This is a genomic window from Trichothermofontia sp. (genome assembly GCF_053493415.1).
The window spans coordinates 1-20,383 of sequence record NZ_JBRCAD010000217.1 but is presented as its reverse complement, the minus strand read 5'-3'; the positions used below and the strand labels follow the sequence as shown (position 1 = coordinate 20,383).

The window sequence follows — 20,383 nt, the reverse complement described above, 5'->3', positions numbered from 1 at the left end:
CAAGTTTCGCTATTTGCAACTAGAACTCAGCCGTCGCTGTTCGCTCGTCCATTGGAGCTACGATTTGCTTCCAGAAACGCTTGTATGACTCTCGCACCCTAAAGTGTAAAGTTTTATATCTGGATTCAACACTTCTGGGTTAAGCACCATTCTTACCAACAAAATAGAATCAGATCAACCAATGCGGCGATAAAGTGCACGTACATTTTTGAAGATCCCCCTATGGTGCGCCGACGACCCTCCATCACCCTCACCATCGCCGAGCACGAAAAAGCCCAACTAGAGCAGCTTGCCCTCGCCTTTGGCCAAACCTGGGGCGAGAAACCTAACGTATCAAAACTTATTAAAGCGATCGCCCAGGGTAAACTGCGCTTGGGCATTAACCACGATTGGAGCCACGATCGCATCAACACCCTCAACCGCATCCTCGGCTGGCTTAAAACCCACGACGAGATCCCCGCTGCCTACGAACTCGCCCACCTACTGCTCGAACGCAGCGAACTTAACTTGCCCCTGCGCCAGGAAATTCAAACCTGGGTCAATCACCCTAGCCCCCCCTGGCGGCAAGACATCGAAGGTTGGATACGCCGTCAACACCCCTTTCGCCTTGCCTATCAAGACGCCGCAGGCCGCATCTGGAGCTTCACCATTCGCCACGCCCGCATCGAACGCCACGAGGACCAGCAATATCTCGACTGCTGGTGCGACGAAACCGACGGCAATCAGGATATCGAACCCCTCCAACACAACTGGTCCCTCCGCCTCGATCGCATCCCCGCCGAAACCGTGATCTCCCCCACCGATGGTCCCTGGCAGCCCCAACTTAGCCAGATCGACGTTGAATTCCACCTGCTCGGCAACCTCGCCTTTGGCTACCGCCCCAAAACCACCGCCGACCTGGCCATTGATTGGCTCCCCGATCAGGCCAGCAAACGCATCGTCCGACGCATCCACAACACCTTCTGGTTCTACCGTGAAATCCGCCGCTATGGAGCCGACTGCCTCATCATAGGGCCACCAGCCGTCCGCGATCGCTTTGCCGCCGACGCCCTCGCCATGACCCGACACTACTTCCCCCTAGCCCCATAACCCCCCACAACCGCACCCAAACAACGACCAAAACGACGGCTAAGGTCGTCTTACAAACTTGGCAGATTGACCCGAAGGCGCCAAACATCGTTATTCGTGGTCGCTGCTCAAACGGTGATCTTTAACGGCTGCTTAGGCAGTGGGTGTGGCAATGAGGCTCAATTCGATCCGATCGTCCGCTGGTTGGGCCACTGCTACCCGCACGCCAGCCCCGAAGAAACTAGTCAGCTTCTCCTGCTTTTGTTGCCAAGTGGCGAGGGGAATCTGGGGCGAGTCAAACTCTAGAATCAGGGCATAGGCATCGTCGATCGCCGTTTCTCGCATCGCCGTCAACACCGGTCGTGCCTCGTCCGAGGGACTTAACCCCAGGTAGGCCAAGGCTTTATCAAAGTGGGCCTTTTGACCATAGCGGTAGCGATCGAGATCTTCGCGCACCTGCTTTTGAATCGGCGTTGCTTGGGCTTGCCGCAGGGCCAGGACCGCCGCCGTTGTCGGTTGACTAAAAGGAACCGGCGCTAATTCCGAAGACTTCAGAGCCAAGCCACCGAGTAACAGCGGAAAGCCATAAAAAAAACCCACCAGATTCAAGGTGGCATTATCCAGCCCAAAGTAGGCAATAAACCCAACCAGGGTCAGCGTGCCGCCCACCCAGAGGCCCAGACTACCGAGAGAGGTTTTACGAAACATGATGGCGAAACCCGCTATTGAGAACAGCCTTGTCAACAGACAGGGGTTTAATCAGTCTACGCTAGCCCAGAGCCACCAGATCCCAGCAATCAGTACCCACAGGCCACCCAATACCGCAAACGTCCACCGCATCCGGCGCAATAACGGTTGAATTTGATAGGTGACCACCAGCCGATCGCGATCGCGCATTGTCGCTGGCTTCGGCCAGAGTTGACCATCGTACCAGCCCGACTCCTCATAGGAAATTTGCTCACTGGCCAGTCGATGGGCCACATACTGCCAGCCCAGATAGAGATGGGTCAAAGCTAGCAACAGGGGGATACTGGCCCCCAGGGCACCACTCAGGCAAAATTGCAGGGGATATTTAGCGATCGGAAAGCTAGCTGCCGCCACAGGGCCAGCCACCAGCCAACTGCCCCCCCAGATCCAGATCACAATGCCCAGATAACGCGGCCAAGGCCGGGTGGCCCAACGGAAAAACCAGGATTCCCGCAAATGCTCATATTCATTGAGCGGTTGTTGCTCAACGGGAACCGGACAAGTTGGCAGGGGTGAAGGCATATCCATGCATGTATCAGCAATTAGGATAACGCGGGGGGTTGGGGGTTGGCTAGACTCAAGTCGGGCAGGACCACTCGCTCCGCATGGCCCCAGAAGGCTTCCAGGTTATAAAACTCCCGTTGTTGGGGCAGAAACAGATGCGTCACCACATCGCCATAATCTTGCAGAATCCAGCCCCCCTCCGCCTGCCCTTCCGCATTCCGGGGCAACCGCTGCCAGGTTTCCTCCACCCGCTCCACAATCGATCGCGCGATCGCCCGCAGTTGGGCACTCGAAAACCCCGTGACAATCACAAAATAATCAGCTACATAGGACACCTCCGCCACCTTCAGCACCACAATATCAGCCCCTTTGCGCTCATCCGCCGCCGCCGCGATCGTCAGGGCAAGGCCGTAAGCATCCCCGCTCGTTTCCGGATTCGGAGCGGGGGCCAGGGGACGTTGGGTCGTTAAGACGTGCGGGATGTCATTTAGCATTCAGTTCCAATTCCTCATGAACAACAAGTACAGCTATCGGGCAGATCACCCCCTGACGATCACAGTGCCAAATCTGCGGGTGACCCGACTGCCCATAACAGCTAATGGGACCATGATAGATCATCCCTCCGGGGGTCACCCCTAAAGGACCCTGCTGCCTTAAGAATCAACCCGTGACCAAGTGCCAGACGGGATGTCCCTGGAAACTTGAATTTTGCAATTTGAACGGTGAACTTGCCCGATGAGGGCGTCCGCAGAAGCGCCCTAGGGATCGCAGATCCGTAAAATCGCGGAAATTTCCCAAAATCTCCCAGCACACGCTTAAAAATCCTGTAGATCTAAGAAGTAGAAGCTCCGCGATCGCGGCTGACTAACCTGCCCCCTTGACTGTTGGGAGCAGGAGGGTGCCCATAGCCAGTTGCATCATACGACTCCCTGCCACCTGCGATCGTCCTGCCATTGACCCTTTGCGCTAGGGCATTCTGCCGTTGCCATTGCTCCCACCCCCCATGACAATTTGAGGTTTTCCCATCCCCCATGACCCTGGACTTGCCCTCACCGTCACACCTTCAACCCGCTTTAGACTGGACCAGTTGGCTCGATCGTACACCCACCCAAGTCCGTCTCAATACCCCCCTACACGTCGCCATTACCGCCCTGCAAGCCACCAAAAACACACGAGGGGAACGGGGCAAGGGGGGGGAACCACACTTGCAGTCCAGCCGTCCCCTGCCGCCGTCCAGCACTTGCCTGCTGGTGGTCGAACAATCGCGCCTGGTAGGGGTTTTGCGCAACCGCGATGTGGTCCGGTTACTGGCCAGTGGCCAGCCCTTGATGGATCTCACCGTGGCCGCCGCGATTGAGCAACCTCCGACCGCCTATGTCCATGCCGATCCAACCCAACCCCTGGATATCCTCAGTGTGCTGGCCAGGATGCAACAATGCCGAATGTCTGAGCTACCGGTGGTCACCCCCACCTATGAGGTGCTGGGGGTGGCCATCTCGCAACATCTGTCCATGCTGCTGGCCCAGCCCCACATTAACGAGTTATGCCAGATTCATCAGCAGGAATTGGAGAAGGCCCTATGGCGCTATCGACAAGCCGTGGAGTGTTCCAGCGACGCGATCGTCATTACCGATCCGGAGGGTAATCACCTCTACCAAAATCTGGCCTTTTGTAAGGTCTACGAATGCGAAACCCCTGCCGAATTTAATGCTCGTGGCGGCATACGAGCGGTGTTCAAAGATGAGGAGGCCGTCAGCGAGATTTTTCAGACCCTGCGCAATGGCAACTGCTGGGTAGGAGAACTGGAACACCAAACCCACACGGGCCGCACCCTCCAGGTGCTCCTGCGTGCCGATACCATCCATGACCCCAATGGCCGCGTCATTGGGATGCTAGGGATTGTCACTGATATCAGCGATCGTCGCAGTGACAGTGCCATACAAGAAGCCAACCAGGCCCTAGAATTGACCCTGCGGCAACAGACCCAGGAACTGCAACACCTCAATAAGCGACTCCAAAAAGAAATCCAGGAACGCCGTCAAACGGAAGAAGTCCTCCGGGCCAGTTGGCGTAAACATCGCAGCGTGATTGATAGCCTCAAAACCATCGTGTTTCAGCGGGATCTGGAGGGGCGATGGACCTTTCTGAATCCCGCCTGGACCACGATTATGGGCTATCCCGTGGCTGAAACCTTAGGAACCTGCTTCCTGGACTACCTTGATCCTGCCGATCGTGAAGAAAAATGGTCCCGGTTTCAGGAAATCCTCCAGGGCAAGGATTTACAGGGGATGTCGCGGGTTCCCGTGCGCTACCGGGCGAAGGGAGGCCAATTTCGCTGGCTCGAAGTCTCCGCCAGTGCGATGCGAGGGGTCAATGGACAGATCATTGGGGTTTCCGGCACCCTGGATGATATTACCAATCAACGGCAGGCTGAACTGGATCTGGCCCAGCAGGTAGAGCGGGGACATCTATTAGCCGCGATCGCCCAGCGTATCCGCCAATCCCTGCGTCTAGAGGAAACCCTCAAAACGGCAGTGACCGAAGTTCGCCACTTCCTCAGGACCGATCGGGTGGTGATCTATCGCTTCCATCCCGATTGGAGTGGGGCCGTCCTCGTCGAAGCCACTGATCCCGCTTGGCAACCGCTCCTCGGCAAGGTGATCCATGACTCCTGTTTCATGAAAGACTATGTGCAGCAATACCAACAGGGTCGGACCCGCACGATCGACGATATCTATACCAGCGGCCTACAACCTTGCCATATCGAAATGCTGGCCAATCTTCAGGTTCGGGCCAATTTGGTGGTGCCGCTCCTCCTTGGCGAAGAACTCTGGGGACTGCTGATTGCGCACCATTGCTCCTCACCCCGCCAATGGCGACCGTGGGAGGTGGATATCCTGGAAAAACTGGCGGTCCAAATTGGGATTGCCATTCAACAGGCCGATCTCTATGCCAAGCTGGAGGTGGAGCTAGTGGAACGGAAACAGGCAGAAGCCGAAGTCTTACGGGCACTCGCCAAGGAGAAGGAACTTAGCGAGCTGAAATCCCGCTTTATTTGCACTGCCTCCCATGAATTCCGGACACCCCTGGCAACGATTTTTGCCTGTAGTGATTTGCTGAAACGTTTCGGCCATAAGCTAACCGATGAGAAAAAAATCGATCGTCTGGATAAAATTCAACGGGAGGTCAAACATTTAACGAATTTAATTGAAGATATTCTCCTCCTAGGGAAAGTTGAAGCGGGTCGAGCTGAATTCAATCCAGCCCCCCTAGAACTCATCCAATTTTGCCAGTCGCTCTTTGAAGAATTGGCATTAATCGCAGAAGCGCATCGATTGGTATTTGTCTATCCTGGTCAGCCCGATTGCGAACTTCAGGAAACGTTGTCTGTCAGCAGTTCTCCCTCAGCGTTGCTCTCAGAAACATCAGCTAGCCCTAGCTTTTGGGTTGAGATGGATGAAAAGTTGCTGCGACAAATGTTGACCAATCTGCTCACGAACGCGGTAAAATATTCTCCAAGCGGTGGGGCGGTAACGCTAGCTCTGAGCTGGGATGAGCACCAAGTCACCTTTGTCGTCAAAGATGAAGGTATTGGGATTTCTCCAGAGGATCAGATCCATTTGTTTGAAGAGTTTTATCGGGCGAACAACGTCAGCAACCTACCCGGCACGGGGTTGGGTTTGGCGATCGTGAAAAATGCAGTCGATCTCCATAAAGGAACGATTCAAGTTGCCAGTCAGCCTGGCGTAGGAACAACCTTTACGATCCAATTACCCATTCGTCCTTAAGGTTTTTAAGGTGTTATCTGTGATTATTATTCTTGTTAACTTAGCAATACTTTTATTGATGAACTGTTAAATACGAGGCTGATGTTTATGGTTAATGCTAGTGATTTCTCTGAATTCTGATCGGAATATTATCTAGAGATGGTTTGTGGATTCATTATGAAAACGATTCTGGTCATTGAAGATGTGCGATCGCTACGAGAGGAGATTATTGCAATCCTGGACTGCTTGGACTATACGGCGATCGCGGCAGCAGATGGCAAGCAGGGCATTGAATTAGCACGCCTCCATTTCCCTGATCTTGTTTTGTGCGATATCATGATGCCGGAAATGGATGGCTATGAAGTTTTCCAAACCCTGAACCAAGATCCGGAAACGGCCCACATTCCCTTTATTTTCCTAAGTGCCAAGGCAGATAAGACGGATGTTCGGCGGGGGATGAATTTGGGCGCGGACGATTATTTAACGAAGCCGTTTACTAGTGAAGAACTTAGTGAGGCGATCGCGGCACGATTAGCCAAACAGGAAGCCATCACCCAGCCCTATATTGATGAGATGAAGCGGGCCACCTATAGCTTACAGCAATTGGCCTTTCGGGACCCGCTGACCAATTTACCGAATCGTATTTTGCTCCGCCACGAACTGAATGAGTGTCTGCAACAGGCCCGTCAACGGCAGACCTTGCTAGCCGTCATCTGCCTCCATATCAACCACTTCAATGCCGTGAATAGCAATTTAGGCCATGTGGCGGGGGATCAACTCTTGCAGATGATTGCCACCCGATTGCAGGATTGTCTGGGACCGAGTGACGTTGTGGCGCGGTTGAGTGGGGTCGAATTTTGTCTGCTCTTGGCCGGGCGATCGCAACCAGAGGAAGTGGAGCAGTGGATACACACCCTGCTCGAAATTCTGGCGGAACCCTATACCGTTGCCAGTCAAGAGGTGCGGATGCAGTTTGGTGTGGGTATTACCCTGTATCCCCAGGATAGTCATAACGGGGATGTTTTACTCAACCATGCCGATCTAGCGATGCGATCGGCCAAAAAACGCGGCCAAACCCACTACCAGTTTTATAACCCGGAACAGGATGCCGAAAGTAATGAACGACAGCGCTTGATTATGGACGTGGATATGGCCATCGATCGCGGTCAATTCCACTTGTATTATCAACCCCTAGTCAATCTCATCACCCGCCGGATTATTGGAGCAGAGGCCCTCCTACGCTGGCAACATCCGGAACTAGGGATGATTTCACCAGAAACATTTATTCCCTTGGCCGAAGAAACAGGCGCGATCGTGAAAATTGGCCAGTGGGTGCTCAAAACCGCCTGTCTGCAAGCCCAAACGTGGCAGTCAAGCAGCCTGTTACCCCTACGGGTTTCTGTCAATGTATCGGCGCGACAACTGCAACAAACAGATTTTACCGTTACCGTGAAGCAGGTACTCACCGAAACGAACACGACACCCGAACTCCTCACCCTAGAAGTGACCGAAACGGGGATTATTGATAACCTCGAAGCCAGTATTGAGATCCTGACCGCCCTGCGATCGCAGGATATTCAAATTGCCTTAGATGACTTTGGCACGGGCTATTCATCTCTCAACTACCTCAGTCGTTTACCCCTGGATGCCGTCAAGATCGATCGGGCGTTTGTGGGGCGCATTCAGGAAGGGTCACGGGATGCCACGATAGTGACCAGCATTATTGCCATTTCGCAAACCCTGAAATTAAAGGTGATTGCAGAAGGGGTGGAGACTGAAGATCAAGTGCAATTCCTTCAAAAGCACGGGTGTAATGCTATTCAAGGCTATTGGTATAGCCCACCCCTACCGGCGGCTGACTTTGAACGCTTTCTCTGTAAGTCGATCCAACAGGCGGATCTGAAGTTCTCCTAGGTGGCAAGGGCCTCAAGGAGGGCTTGGCGCATGGTGGCAATGGGCACCGGACACTGGAGCCACTGAGCAAGGGCAACGGCCCCCTGTTGGACCAGCATTTCCAATCCCCCGATCGCGGTGGCCCCTTGTTGTTGGGCCTGCTGAAGGAATTGAGTTTGTTGGGGCGTATAAATCAGGTCGTACACGATCGCGCTGGGTTTAATCTGGGCCGCGATCGCGGGCGTTAGGGGCGACTGATCCGGGTGGGGTGTCATCCCGATCGGGGTCGTGTTCACCAACAAATCCGCCTGGGCCACCAGGTCGGGCAAGGCATCCCAACCATGCACCGTTAGGGGCAACGACCAGGGCACCGCCTGCCAACTGTTTTCAAACTGGGCCAGCTTAGCCGGTTGCCGCCCTACCACCTGGATCGCGCCGACCCCTAATTCGTAACAACCCGCGACGACGGCCCGTGCTGCCCCCCCATTGCCCAGGATCACCGCCCTCGTATTGCGCCAATCCGGCGAACGCCCTTGTAGGGGAGCCAGGAACCCCGCCACATCTGTATTCGTGCCACTCCAGCCCGCACCATTCCACCACACGGTATTTACCGCCCCCACCGCCTGGGCGAGGGCCGTCACCTCCGCTAACAGGGGGACGATCGCCTGCTTATGGGGAATCGTGACACTAAACCCTTGCACCCCGATCGCCGCCAAGCCTTGGATGGCGATCGCCAGAGCCGCTGCCTTAATCGGGAAGGGGACATAGACATAGTCCATCCCCAATTCCGCGATCGCCCGGTTGTGCATCACAGGCGAAAGGGAGTGGCCAATGGGATCACCGATAACCCCTAACAGTTTTGTTGTTCCCGTAATCCGTTGCATGACTATCCCCAAACCCAGTAGGCTGAGTCAGGTTGCCCCATCAGCACCCTAACCGCAGAAGACACCTGTTTACTATACTCTGCGATGTTTCCTCTGCTGCCAGTCGGGTTCCCTAGCGTTCAAAATTCCAAATTCCCAATGGGCAGGTTTATCAAGAGGGTTGGTCACCCGGTAAGATAGGCACACAACCCACCCCAACCCGGCAAAATTCAAGACGGGCGGGTTGATTGAGGGTGTCGGTTTCCCATCAACCCACAACCCGCCCCTACGAGCACCACTCAAAACGCCTTCTAGCCGATGGACTTTCCTACTGACCTGGATCTTGCGCCCCTGATTGACCACGCTGTCCTGCACCCCGCTGCCACCCCGGAGGATATTCGCCAAGGGTGTGAGATCGCCGATCGCTTTCGGTTTGCGACGCTGTGTGTGGCTCCCTGCCATGTGCGACTGGCGGCGGAGTGGCTCCACGGCAAACGATCGCAGGTGTGTGTGGTGATTGGCTTTCCTACCGGAGCCACAACAGCCGCTGTGAAGCTGTATGAGGCTCAAGAGGCTGTTGACAACGGGGCGGCGGAGTTGGACGTGGTCATTAACCTGGGCTGGCTGAAGGTGGGGAACACTAACGAGTTGTACCGGGAAATAGCCGCGATCGCTGAGGCAACGGGTAAACCGATCAAGGCCATCCTGGAAATGGGTCTGCTCACCCCAGCGGAAAAGGAATTAGCCGCCGCAGTTTGCCTAGATGCGGGGGTAGCGTTCCTCAAAACCAGTACGGGCTGGCAGGGAGGGGCCACGGTGGCGGATGTGGCCCTGCTGAAGCAGATCACCAAAGGCCGGGTGGGCATCAAGGCCTCCGGGGGGATTCGGACCCTGGAGCAGGCGATCGCCCTTGTCCAGGCAGGCGCAACGCGATTGGGAACCTCCCGTGGGCCAGCCCTGTTGCAACAACAGGCGGAGATAGGCCGGGGGCAGGACGGGGGGGCGTAGCTGCGATCAGGCGGACGGGAAGCTGCCATGCAGCTAATTGGCCGGAAATAATGGGTCGCCTGGGATTTGAACCCAGGACCAATCGGTTAAAAGCCGAGTGCTCTACCACTGAGCTAGCGACCCTTAGGTGAATACACACTGATCATTGACGGTGTTCATCAATGTGCCTTGTCTAGGGTATCACAAAAAAACTGGGGTTAGATAGGGGGAATCGCGATCGCTGGCGATCAGACACCCGTCGGGATCTCAGCCGCTCCCCACGCATGGCATTCCAGAGTCAGCACCTCAATCAACACCCCAAAGCTACAGAAGCGCCATTGCCCCTGCCGGTCACCCTTGGCTCATGACCGACAAGACGTTGCTTGGGTGAGTCCGCATCGCCGATCGCGAGAAAATAACCCCAGGGATGACGAAAGGGATTGCTAGGATTGAGAGGTTGACTATGCCCAAACTAAACCTTACCCCCTGTTAAAGGGTGACAGAGCTAAATGGTGACAGACTCAGCCGCGATCGCTAACCGGACCCCTCTCTTCGCCGCCATCCAGAGCCTTAACGCCCGCCTGACCGACTTTGCCGGTTGGGAGATGCCGATTCAGTTTCAGGGCATTACCCAGGAACACCAAGCCGTGCGCACGGCGGTGGGTATGTTTGATGTGTCCCACATGGGTAAATTTTGCCTGCGGGGACCCGATGTACTCACCCACCTGCAAGCCCTAGTGCCGTCCGATCTGAGTCGCCTGCAACCGGGCCAGGGTCAATATACGGTGTTGCTCAACGAACAGGCAGGCATCCTAGATGATTTGATTATTTATGACCAGGGGATTGTGAGCGGCGATCGCCAATTCACCCTGATCGTCAATGCAGCAACACGGGAAAGCGATCGCGCCTGGATCACCGCCCATCTGGCCAGCCCCGGCACCCAACCCACCCAACTGCTCGATCTGACGACAACCCAAGTCCTCCTGGCCGTCCAAGGCCCCCAGGCGATCGCCACCCTCCAACCCTTTGTCGCTGAACCTTTAAATACCGTCCCCCGCTTTGGGCATATCCAGGGAACTGTGTTAGGACAACCCGCCTTTTTGGCCCGCACTGGCTATACGGGGGAAGATGGGTTTGAGATCATGGTTGAGGCGACGGTTGGCGTTGCACTTTGGCAAGATCTCCTGGCAGCAGGGGTTACTCCCTGTGGCTTGGGGGCACGGGATACCCTCCGCCTCGAAGCCGCAATGGCTCTCTACGGCCAAGACATTGATGCCACCACGACGCCCCTGGAAGCCGGATTAGGCTGGTTGGTTCATTGGGATAAGGCGGTGGATTTTATCGGGCGATCGCGCCTCCAGGAACAGCGTCAGCAGGGGGTAACCCGTCGCTTGGTGGGCCTCGTCATGCAGGGTCGTAACATCGCCCGTCATGATTATCCCGTTCACCACGGTGATCAGCCCATCGGCACAATCACCAGTGGCAGTTGGTCCCCCACGCTGGCAAAAGCGATCGCCCTGGCCTATGTGCCCAGAGAATTAGCCGCGATCGGTCAGGAACTCAGCGTCATTATTCGGGGTAAACCCTGTCCCGCCACGATCGTCAAACGGCCTTTTTATCGATCGCCCTAATGACTGCGGCTAGTACCCCTGGGCTTCTTATGGAAGAAGGGGTGCCACTGACCGTTCCTCTCCCCTGGTGGGAGAGGGATTTAAGGTGAGGGGTGCAAAAGTAGGATGCACCTAAATAAAAGTTCTTCGCACTGAGGATCGGGGCTGTTCAACTGCCCCAACCGACGAGATTACGTGGCGTGTGAGCGCAAGATTGATATTTTTCGGGGTGCCCATAATCAACAGGGCAGGCAAGATGATAAACAGGGTAGGCAAGATGCCCACCCCACACATCATTATCCTGGAGTTAAACGCACAATTACTACGGTTACAGCCGTTCTCTCCTTAATGAAGTACTGTCAAGCCTTGTAAACAAGAGGCTGAAGCCCCTTGTCTGTACCTCACTAAATATGGAAGTGCTGTAGGGGCATTACGGTTACGAAAGGGGCGATACTTCTACATCCACAGTGGGACCGGCTGGGGCGGCGGCAACCCCTACAGGCTGCGTCGTCGGTTTGGCTTGGGGACCCGTGCGACCCTTCACCCAATCCACCGCCAATTGGGAGACTTCTGTAACCAGGAGCGTGGCGATGATGACATCATCAAGCTGACCCACGATCGGGAAAATGTCAGGCGAAATATCGAAAGGCAAGATCAGGTAGGCGATCGTCGCAAGGATCACCCAGCCCCGGTACTTGGGATTGCGGATCAGGCCCCGATACCATTTGTAAATAGATTGAATCGAAAAGCGCATGGTTGTCTCCTCTGGGCAGTGGTAAAGCATGCCGTTACTGCTTTCATCCTGCCAAATTTAGACCGACGCGATCGGTGTGGATATTCCCCTCAACCGTGTGGGAACCTACCCTGTAACCTCAACGGGCCAGCGTAGTCATCGAGAGTAGACAGATATTCAAATTACAGAAGGTCGGTTGGTGTTGAGCCAGCAAGGCCCCAAACGCTGATGCTCCCCCTTGGGCTAGCCACCCCCCTAGGTATTGAGGAAAATCTGGCGCACCAGTTGGGCAATCCGTTCGAGGTCTTCATGCAGGAGGGGGGGCCAACTGACGCCCGCTTGCAGGCCCGCTGTGTAAAACTGGCGGCTCTCGTAGGCCAGGAGGTGCAAGGCACAGGCTAGCTCCCGATCGAGGTATTCCGCCTGTCGTAGTCCCTCCAGAATCACCTTGAGGGCTAACAAAAGCGTAGTGACCTGACCGGGAATGGGGGGCTGCCCCCGTTGCAGACGATCGAGAAAGACCTCCTCCTGGACGGCAGGCTGGCGACCCGCCTGGAGCAGTAAATAATCCTGGGCAGTTTTGAAGTCCATACAGCTACAACTACAACAATCCCGCTGATTCATAGAGGCGGCGTAGAATACCCAGCACCTTGGCCCCGTATTGGGGATCGGCAGACCAACGCCCACTGAGCGCGGCGATCGTGGGGGCAACCCCACGGGTGATAAACCGGAAGCGCGGATCAACTTGCTCCTGTACCAGTGGCTCAGCACAGGCATAGGCTTTGAGGTGTTGCAGGTGGGCGCGAACCCCTAGGCGAGCACTGGCAAACCGCAGGGTTTCGCTGGCTCCCCCCCCTGAACCCAATCCACCAAAGTTATAGGCATCCGCCGGTAACCCAGCACTACAGCGCAAAAAGTTGGTTTCCAGGCACATCTGACTAAAGGCAATGTCATGATTAACTCCTTCAATCAGGGCTTCTTCCCGATAGAGTTTGGCCAGGTCCGGGACTGCCGCCAGGGCTGACTCATGGTTGGCCTTGAGGAACATGGTCAACTGGACTTCGCTCGTTTGCCCCCGGCCCATAATGGGAGCCAATTCATCTAAATGCAGGCGGGCCAGGGAGCGAATGGCCAGGGTACGATCGGCGCTATCCCACTGGAGCCAAATCCCAAAGTCCCGCAGGTCGATCGCTTTGATATAAACAATGCCACGGTAGCGAATCCGCCGCACGGGGGGAGTGGTGGGCAGATCGATCCCCAGACAATCGGCCAGATCGATCGGGACATAGGCGTTGCCATACACATCAATCCCCTGCTCCCCATAGGGCTGCTGATTAATCAGGATTTTGCACGGTGGGAAGGTCAAGTGGGTCTGAGGGATTGTCGCCGGGGATAGCATCGGTTCCTGGGTCAGGAGCGATCGCCGCCAGGCCACCAGGCCATCGGCAATTCCCGCCGCAATCACCCGCCGGGCGCTTTGCAGGAGGGCACGATCGTCCGCATGGCTTAGGCAGGCTACCTGAAGTAGTAACGAGGGCTGAATAATATCACGGCAGAAGGGTAACTGGCCCAGGTTGGTGGCACTGTCGGGCTTAGCCCCCCGATTCGGCAGTTGGGGGACCCGGCGCAGGAGGGCAAAGATCAACTGTTCGGCTTGGGTTTTGCGGCTCTGATTCTGGCTAATGTAAAACACCGTGGCCCCGCGTACTGCCGTGGGATCTAGGGTGTCGGCGTGGATCTCCAGGGCAACATCCCCCGGTTGAATGCGCTCGTTGATCCAGGCGATCGTCTGGGCGGCACTGAGTTCATCCGGGACCGCCAACACTTCGGCTTGACGGGTCGTGAGTTCAGCCACAATCCAGTCCCGGAGCAGGATCATTTCCTGGGCTTCAGTCGTACCCGCCACTTGGATGCCCACATCTCGCTCTAAACCTTCAAACCCGCCGCGACCGGCTGAAAGAAAGATCCGTCCCATTGCAACCCGGTAGCCTATTTTTAACCTGTCTACTATAACGACAGTTGTCCATTTTGCCCCTAGGTTGCTGGGAAAAGTTGACTAGGTGCCGGTTTCAACACGAAGGCACGAAGACATACCCAGCGGCGAGCGTGGCAAGATGGAGCTAATGTTGTGTTTACAGGCGATCGCGGATTAATGTCGGACTGTCCTACTTGCCATCAACCGGTGCCTACTCAGGCGATCGCGTGTCCCCATTGCCAAACGTCCCTGAAAGCCTTCGGCCATCCCGGTATTCCCCTCTACCGCACCGAAACGGATGCCTATCTTTGCCAAAGTTGTGTCTACGAGGCCGATGATACTTGCACCTTTCCCCAGCGCCCCTATGCCCAGGAATGTACCCTATATGTGAGTCAGCAACAACAGCAAGCTTGGCTTCAGGCCGATCGTCGCCCCGCCCGGACTGGACGTTGGCCCCCCCTCACCCCTGTTGGGTGGATCGTCCTAGGGCTATTGGTCGTCAGCCTTGTATTAGCCCTCCGTTGAGTCGCCCTAGGGGTGAGTCAAGCCGGTAGGGGTTACGAAAGCCGAAACGGGATATTAACCTAAATAGAGATGAGAGGCGTAAATAGGACCTCAATACAGCGTTTTGCGCTCTACTGAAGGATTCCTATAGCAATCTCAGGTGATGGATGAGCGTGGGGTGGGCATCCTGCCCGCGCAGGCTAGAAGCCTGCACCACAATCCCTCACGAACCCTTTAGGATTGCTATAGCGTGAACAAGGGGCTTGAGTACCTTGCCTGTCCTTTACTCAGATAAAAAAGGCTGTAGAGACGCCCAAAATATACCAACCGCTTTTGTGGAGTGCTCCCTACGGCTAACATGACCCCTGCCAGAACTATTTGCCTCGGCTTCCTAGCGGTGATTAGCTTGGGAACCCTGTTGTTATGCTTACCGATTGCCCATGCCCAAGGCGGTTGGGGCAATCCTTTGGTCGCTTTATTTACCGCCACTTCAGCGGTCTGTGTGACCGGCCTCTCTGTGGTGGATGTGGGTAGCTACTACAGCTTTTGGGGGCAGTTGTGCATTATTGCGCTGGTGCAGGTCGGTGGATTGGGCTACATGACCTCAACCACGGTGTTACTGCTGCTGGTCGGACGGCGCTTTAGCTTGCGCGATCGCGTCACCCTACAGCAATCCCTGGATCTGCCCGCGATCGCTGGTGGCCCCCAACTCGTGCGCTCCATTCTGGCCATGACCCTGCTCTTTGAGCTAACCGGCACTTTCGTGTTACTCCCAACCTTTATCCAGGATTTTGGCGGCCTCCAGGGCATCTGGCTAGCCTTATTCCACAGTATTAGTGCCTTTAATAATGCGGGGTTCAGTTTATTCCCGGATAGCCTGATTCGCTACCGTGATTCATGGGTGATCAACGGCGTGATCGCGATTCTGATTATTTTTGGCGGCATTGGCTATCAGGTGATTATGGAAATGTACCTGTGGCTACGCGATCGCTGTTTGCAAAGTCGCACCTTCTATGTCCCCTCGCTGCATTTTCGTGTGGTCACCACCACCACCCTCACCCTGTTAGTGGCAGGCTTCCTAGCCCTGCTGTTTACCGAATTCCGCAACCCGGTCACCTTGGGCAGGATGTCTATGCCCGCCGCCTTTCTAAGCCTGCTCTTCCAGTCGGTCACCACCCGCACCGCCGGCTTTAATACAATTGACATCGGTCAGATGACGATCGCCTCCCTGTTTGTCATGATTGTGCTGATGTTTATTGGGGCCAGTCCAGGAGGGACGGGCGGCGGGATCAAAACAACGACCGCACGGGTCCTATTTAGTTGCACAGAAACAGCTCTCCGCAGTCGGGAAGAGGTTGTCTGCTACCAGCGGGAAATTCCCATGCCCTTAATCATTAAGGCCGTCGGCATTGTGGTGGGTTCGGCCACGGTGGTGATTCTGGCCACGACGTTTATTGCCTTTAGTAACCCCGATCTCGATTTTGTGCAGATCTTCTTTGAGGTGGTCTCTGGGTTTGCGACGGTGGGCCTCTCGACGGGGATTACCGCTAAGCTTTCGGTTTTTGGCCAGGGGGTGCTCATTGTCATTATGTATATGGGACGGGTGGGGGTCCTGATGCTGATGTCGGCCCTGATCACGGAACCCAAACCCAGTGCGGTGAACTATCCTGAGGCCAATCTTTTTGTGGGCTAAGCCTTGGCTCAGGCATTCCCTAGCCGCAGACGTAAGCTGGGAGAAAGGATGACCAGAATCTCCCCCTTCCCTGAGCGGGGTTTCTCCCCCTAGGGGACAATAGATCGTCAGCACAACGAGCACAACGGTAGGATGACACAACGGTGAACTTATCCTCTTTGAATTTTTTTAGTACGCTGCTGGGCAATAATCGCCAGTTTGCCGTGATTGGTTTGGGGCGGTTTGGGCGGGCCGTGTGTGCAACGTTGCACAACCTCGGCTATGAGGTGCTGGGCATTGACACCAACGAGCGGCTGGTGGATCAGGCATTGCACGATGGAGTTGTGGCCCACGCCTTGCAGTTGGACTCAACGGAACCCTCCGCCCTCAAGGAAGCCAGCATTTCGGATTTTGATACGGTCATTGTGGCGATCGGTAATTACATTCAAGAAAGCATTATCACCACCCTGAACCTGAAGGAAGCCAAGGTGCCCCATGTGGTGGCCAAGGCGTCGTCAGAAATTCATGGCAAGCTCCTAGAGCGAGTGGGGGCGGATCTGGTGGTCTTCCCGGAACGGGAGATGGGCTGTCAACTGGCCCGTGCCCTCACCAAGCCGCGCATTCTCGATCGTTTTGAGCTTGATCCCGACAACAGCATTGTCGAAGTCGTCATTCCTGAACGCTTTGACGGCAAAACGCTGGCCGATCTGGATCTTCGGCGTAACTATGGCATTAGTGTGCTGGCGATCGGGGCCGATCAAAAATTCCAGATCAACCCCCAACCCCAGAAGAAACTGGTCAAGGGTCAGATTATGGTCGTCATCGGCAGTAACCGCGATATCGATCGCCTACCGGTCTAGGCCCCCGCGCCCCCGCCTAGCCCATTGTCACCAACGGCTTGGCTGGTAAGAGGCTTTGGAAGAGGACTAAACCATCGGTTCCCCCAAGTTGGGCATCCGCAGCCCGCTCCGGGTGGGGCATCATCCCCAGAACGTTGCCCTGGCGGTTACAAATCCCAGCAATATTGTGGCGGGACCCGTTGGGGTTACTTTCAGCAGTGATGTCACCCGTGGCGGTGCAATAGCGGAACAGGATTTGTTGATGATCCTCCAAAGCTCTAAGTTCGTCGGCAGTGGCGTAGTAGTGGCCCTCCCCGTGGGCGATCGGCAGGGTAATCACGGCCTGGGGCGCATAGCCCTGGGTCCAAACGCGATGGCCCCCTTCCACCCGCAGGTAAACGCGATCGCAGATAAAATGTAAATCCCGATTCCGGGTGAGGGCACCGGGCAGGAGGCCCACCTCGGTCAACACCTGGAAGCCGTTGCAAATCCCTAATACCCAGCCGCCCCGCTGGGCAAACTCAACCACGGCTCGCATCACGGGGGAGAACCGGGCGATCGCCCCACAGCGCAGGTAGTCTCCATAGCTAAAGCCGCCAGGGATCACCACCACATCCAGCCCGCTTAAGTCGGTCTCCTCGTGCCAAATCAGGCGCGTGGGTTGTTGCAATAACCCCTGGGTTACCCAGGTGACATCGCGATCGCAATTGGACCCCGGAAAAACCACAACACCAAAGTTCATCTGCTACACCTCACGGGTAACCCGCACTGGCCCCAGGCTGCTTAGCTCAAACCGATAGTTTTCGATGACCGGATTGGCCAAAAGTTGATCACACATGCGATCGAGATCCTGCTGGGCCTGCTCTAAGCTATCGGCCTCTAGGGTGAGTTCAATATATTTCCCAATCCGCACTCCGGCCACGCGGGTATAGCCCAAGTGGTGTAACCCCGACTGCACGGCTGTTCCTGCCGGATCAAGCACCGACGGACGTAGGGTGACGTAGATTTGGGCCTGATAGGTTTGGGCACTCACAAATTTTCCCTCAGCGGCAACGCTCTCCTATTCTAGGATGCAGATGCGGTAATCAAACACGACAGCAGGATTCGCACTGACCGCCACCCCAAGGGCTGATATTCCAGAGACTCACCTGACTCGCTAAGATGCCGTTTGCCGTAGGGCACTCAGGATCACCCCGACCGAGTTCAGGTGGGGGAAGCTTTCTAGCTGGGCCGGGTCCTGTAGGGCCATAACGCTGATCAATTGATTATAGGCCGTAATGCCCTGATTCACCTCCGCGATCGTCACCTGGCGCTCCGGTGCCACGAGGCCAGCCACTGCCGTTGTCAGTTGATCTGCCGCTGCCATCACCGTTTCCGTCTCTAACCAGGTGGGGGGAGGCACAGGGGCATCGGCAATTGTCACAGGGGTGACCAGTTGTTGGACAAAGTTAGTTGGGACAGTGCCCGTAAACAGGGCGGCAACTTCTGGCGTAATCACGGGCACGGACGATTGGGCCACTGGTTGCACTAAGCCATTCACCACATCCTGGGCCGTAACAACATCCCCCGCCGTGGCACTACCCGTTCGCAACCCCGCATTGGGAGACAAGCCAAAGCTCCGCACCTGACCATTGGGACCCACTCGTTGGGGACCTTCCGGACCAAAAAAGACGGTGCGCCCAAAAGGGCCACGATCGGGTTGGAGGAGATTATTGATATTTTCGTTAATCCCCTTCTCCAACTGGCGTGGGGTGGGTGGAGGACCGAAGCCAGGGGGGTTGTTGAGAATACCTCCCCGATTGAGAATATTAGAAAGGCCAATGCCAGCGGAGTCGATCGGGACCTTCGCTGATCCTGCCTGGGCCGGCACTGCAAGGCCTGTGATCGCAGCACTCCCAAGCAAGGCGATTCCTAAACTGTAAGCAAGCGGTGTTTGCCATGACATGATCCGGCTCTCCTTCGTGATTGGATAGTCTGGATAGACTGACTGCGACTGCCCACAGTCAACTTAAACTGTAAATGTTAGGGTCCCCCCGATCAGGTTACCCGTATTCTGATTAACGACGCCCCCGTTGACAAACACATCATTGCTATCGGGCGCGATCAGGCTAGCTAAAGTGACCTCTTCTACCACAATTGTATTCGTAACCGACCCTTGAAGAGTTACCACCACACCAATACCGGGGGTATCGATTAAACGGACGACATCCCCCCCCTGCAGGCTGTTAAAACGAATCGTATCGCCAGCATTGGGACCCGCCGCAAACCCCCGAATCACATCCTCGCCCCCATAGCCCCCTTCCGTAACCCAGCGGCCTGCCACTTGCTTCCGGACGGCAGTCTGGAATAGGTAGGTGTCATCCCCGGTACCCCCAACCATCAATTGGTTCCCAAAGCCCCCAACTAACGTGTCATTACCATCGTTCACGTCTGGAGTAGTGGCACCGCCGCCACCCGATAATGTACTTTGACCTTCCGCATAGAGCACGTCATCTCCCAGGTCCCCAAACATAAACTCACCCGACAGGGAATCGGGAACACCGTAAAGGGTATCGTTGCCCTTCCCGCCGAACATCAGGGTGCCCCCAAAGCGGGAGCCGATCAGGATATCGTCATCGCGATCGCCATAGAGAAAGTCTAAACCAGCATCATCGCTGGCAATGAGGGTGTCATTGCCTCTACCGCCATACAGGCTGTCATTACCACTGCCTAAAATTAAGTCATTTCCACGTCCACCCAGGAGGCGATCGCGACCTGGACCACCCCGCAGGGTATCGTTCCCCTCCAGACCAAACACATCATTGCCAGAACCATCAACGGGATTAAAACGGTTGCCCTGAAGACTGTCGGGGCCAGGGGTACCAAAAATCTGGACCATTCTTCCACTCCATCACATAGGGTTTACACGGTATTGTTTGCCAACGCAGGAGGGTAAGGGGTAACTCCAAGGGATTGAATTAGCGGAAGTTAAACCCATAAGCACCACTGATGGCATATCGAGTGCCATAGCCCGTGTTATTGGCTACATCGATCGCGGTCGCTGAGATAAAGAGGGGAGTATTGCGGAACGGCACATGGGAAACGCCCACATTCACGCTAGACCCTGACCATTCCGTAATCAGGGCTGTCTTCGGGGCAATCTGAAGCCCGACACTGCCAAATACGCCGACACTCTCTTTTTCCTCAAGCTGATCTTCCATCGTCCGGAAACGGCCCCCCCC

20 protein-coding genes and 1 tRNA gene are annotated in these 20,383 nt (G+C 55.7%); 8 read left to right on the top strand and 13 right to left on the bottom strand.

Translation table 11 applies throughout. The features are described from left to right. Positions 1-222: 222 nt before the first annotated feature. Positions 223-1,089, top strand: a complete 867-nt coding sequence (locus ACWIUF_RS19425; protein WP_448574187.1) for a WYL domain-containing protein — start codon at positions 223-225, stop codon at positions 1,087-1,089. Positions 1,090-1,221: 132 nt separating this feature from the next. On the opposite strand, the gene ACWIUF_RS19420 is transcribed toward ACWIUF_RS19425, so the two are convergent. From ACWIUF_RS19420 to rsfS, 3 genes are read right to left on the bottom strand one after another with little or no spacing between them, the layout of a single operon-like run. After that, entirely contained in the window at positions 1,222-1,776 is a 555-nt protein-coding gene (locus ACWIUF_RS19420) for a DUF2854 domain-containing protein (RefSeq protein WP_448574186.1), read from the bottom strand. Positions 1,777-1,827: 51 nt separating this feature from the next. Then, positions 1,828-2,343: a CGLD27 family protein gene (locus ACWIUF_RS19415; protein WP_448574185.1), complete on the bottom strand. Its 516-nt coding sequence runs from the start codon at positions 2,341-2,343 to the stop codon at positions 1,828-1,830. Between the two features lie 14 nt (positions 2,344-2,357). Further along, positions 2,358-2,813 carry a ribosome silencing factor gene (rsfS, locus tag ACWIUF_RS19410; protein WP_448574184.1) on the bottom strand — a complete coding sequence of 152 codons (456 nt, stop codon included), beginning with the start codon at positions 2,811-2,813 and terminating at the stop codon, positions 2,358-2,360. A gap of 537 nt (positions 2,814-3,350) precedes the next feature. Here rsfS and ACWIUF_RS19405 point away from each other — a divergent pair. Both ACWIUF_RS19405 and ACWIUF_RS19400 read left to right on the top strand, forming a co-directional pair. After that, positions 3,351-6,107: an ATP-binding protein gene (locus ACWIUF_RS19405; protein WP_448574183.1), complete on the top strand. Its 2,757-nt coding sequence runs from the start codon at positions 3,351-3,353 to the stop codon at positions 6,105-6,107. Between the two features lie 156 nt (positions 6,108-6,263). Next, entirely contained in the window at positions 6,264-8,000 is a 1,737-nt protein-coding gene (locus ACWIUF_RS19400; RefSeq protein ID WP_448574182.1) for an EAL domain-containing response regulator, read from the top strand. Here ACWIUF_RS19400 and ACWIUF_RS19395 read toward each other — a convergent pair. Then, positions 7,997-8,863 carry a shikimate dehydrogenase gene (locus ACWIUF_RS19395; protein ID WP_448574181.1) on the bottom strand — a complete coding sequence of 289 codons (867 nt, stop codon included), beginning with the start codon at positions 8,861-8,863 and terminating at the stop codon, positions 7,997-7,999. The genes ACWIUF_RS19400 and ACWIUF_RS19395 overlap by 4 nt on opposite strands. Before the next feature lie 297 nt (positions 8,864-9,160). On the opposite strand from ACWIUF_RS19395, the gene deoC reads away from it, so the two are divergent. After that, positions 9,161-9,850: a deoxyribose-phosphate aldolase gene (deoC, locus tag ACWIUF_RS19390; RefSeq protein ID WP_448574180.1), complete on the top strand. Its 690-nt coding sequence runs from the start codon at positions 9,161-9,163 to the stop codon at positions 9,848-9,850. Positions 9,851-9,901: 51 nt separating this feature from the next. Here the strand turns inward: deoC and ACWIUF_RS19385 are convergent. Further along, positions 9,902-9,973 (bottom strand) — tRNA-Lys (locus ACWIUF_RS19385). A gap of 365 nt (positions 9,974-10,338) precedes the next feature. Between ACWIUF_RS19385 and gcvT the strand changes: the two genes are divergently transcribed. After that, the gene (gene gcvT / locus ACWIUF_RS19380; RefSeq protein ID WP_448574179.1) at positions 10,339-11,460 is read left to right on the top strand and encodes a glycine cleavage system aminomethyltransferase GcvT; all 1,122 of its coding nucleotides are present in this window, start codon (positions 10,339-10,341) and stop codon (positions 11,458-11,460) included. 415 nt (positions 11,461-11,875) lie between these two features. Here gcvT and ACWIUF_RS19375 read toward each other — a convergent pair whose 3' ends face one another. The 3 genes from ACWIUF_RS19375 to tftA form a co-directional block, all read right to left on the bottom strand. Beyond that, positions 11,876-12,193 carry a YkvA family protein gene (locus ACWIUF_RS19375; protein WP_448574178.1) on the bottom strand — a complete coding sequence of 106 codons (318 nt, stop codon included), beginning with the start codon at positions 12,191-12,193 and terminating at the stop codon, positions 11,876-11,878. A gap of 234 nt (positions 12,194-12,427) precedes the next feature. Next, positions 12,428-12,763, bottom strand: coding sequence for a Dethiobiotin synthetase (locus ACWIUF_RS19370; protein ID WP_448574177.1), 336 nt, complete (start codon positions 12,761-12,763; stop codon positions 12,428-12,430). Between the two features lie 10 nt (positions 12,764-12,773). After that, positions 12,774-14,147, bottom strand: coding sequence for a hormogonium tapered terminus morphoprotein TftA (tftA, locus tag ACWIUF_RS19365; protein WP_448574176.1), 1,374 nt, complete (start codon positions 14,145-14,147; stop codon positions 12,774-12,776). 177 nt (positions 14,148-14,324) lie between these two features. Here tftA and ACWIUF_RS19360 point away from each other — a divergent pair, with 177 nt between their 5' ends. From ACWIUF_RS19360 to ACWIUF_RS19350, 3 genes are all read left to right on the top strand, one after another. Continuing rightward, positions 14,325-14,672, top strand: a complete 348-nt coding sequence (locus ACWIUF_RS19360) for a zinc ribbon domain-containing protein (protein ID WP_448574175.1) — start codon at positions 14,325-14,327, stop codon at positions 14,670-14,672. Positions 14,673-15,009: 337 nt separating this feature from the next. Beyond that, positions 15,010-16,344 (top strand): TrkH family potassium uptake protein, encoded by a 1,335-nt coding sequence (locus ACWIUF_RS19355; protein WP_448574174.1) that lies wholly within the window; start codon positions 15,010-15,012, stop codon positions 16,342-16,344. A gap of 143 nt (positions 16,345-16,487) precedes the next feature. Then, complete coding sequence (locus tag ACWIUF_RS19350) at positions 16,488-17,183, top strand: potassium channel family protein (protein WP_448574173.1); 696 nt, start codon at positions 16,488-16,490, stop codon at positions 17,181-17,183. Between the two features lie 16 nt (positions 17,184-17,199). Here the strand turns inward: ACWIUF_RS19350 and purQ are convergent, their stop codons facing one another. From purQ to ACWIUF_RS19325, 5 genes are all read right to left on the bottom strand, one after another. Continuing rightward, positions 17,200-17,904 carry a phosphoribosylformylglycinamidine synthase subunit PurQ gene (gene purQ / locus ACWIUF_RS19345; RefSeq protein WP_448574172.1) on the bottom strand — a complete coding sequence of 235 codons (705 nt, stop codon included), beginning with the start codon at positions 17,902-17,904 and terminating at the stop codon, positions 17,200-17,202. A gap of 3 nt (positions 17,905-17,907) precedes the next feature. Further along, positions 17,908-18,195: a phosphoribosylformylglycinamidine synthase subunit PurS gene (gene purS, locus ACWIUF_RS19340; protein WP_448574171.1), complete on the bottom strand. Its 288-nt coding sequence runs from the start codon at positions 18,193-18,195 to the stop codon at positions 17,908-17,910. Between the two features lie 123 nt (positions 18,196-18,318). Then, complete coding sequence (locus ACWIUF_RS19335; RefSeq protein WP_448574170.1) at positions 18,319-19,107, bottom strand: hypothetical protein; 789 nt, start codon at positions 19,105-19,107, stop codon at positions 18,319-18,321. Between the two features lie 63 nt (positions 19,108-19,170). After that, entirely contained in the window at positions 19,171-20,040 is an 870-nt protein-coding gene (locus tag ACWIUF_RS19330; protein WP_448574169.1) for a calcium-binding protein, read from the bottom strand. Positions 20,041-20,119: 79 nt separating this feature from the next. Then, positions 20,120-20,383, bottom strand: a 264-nt coding sequence (locus ACWIUF_RS19325) for a hypothetical protein (protein ID WP_448574168.1), incomplete at its 5' end; no start/stop codon positions are given.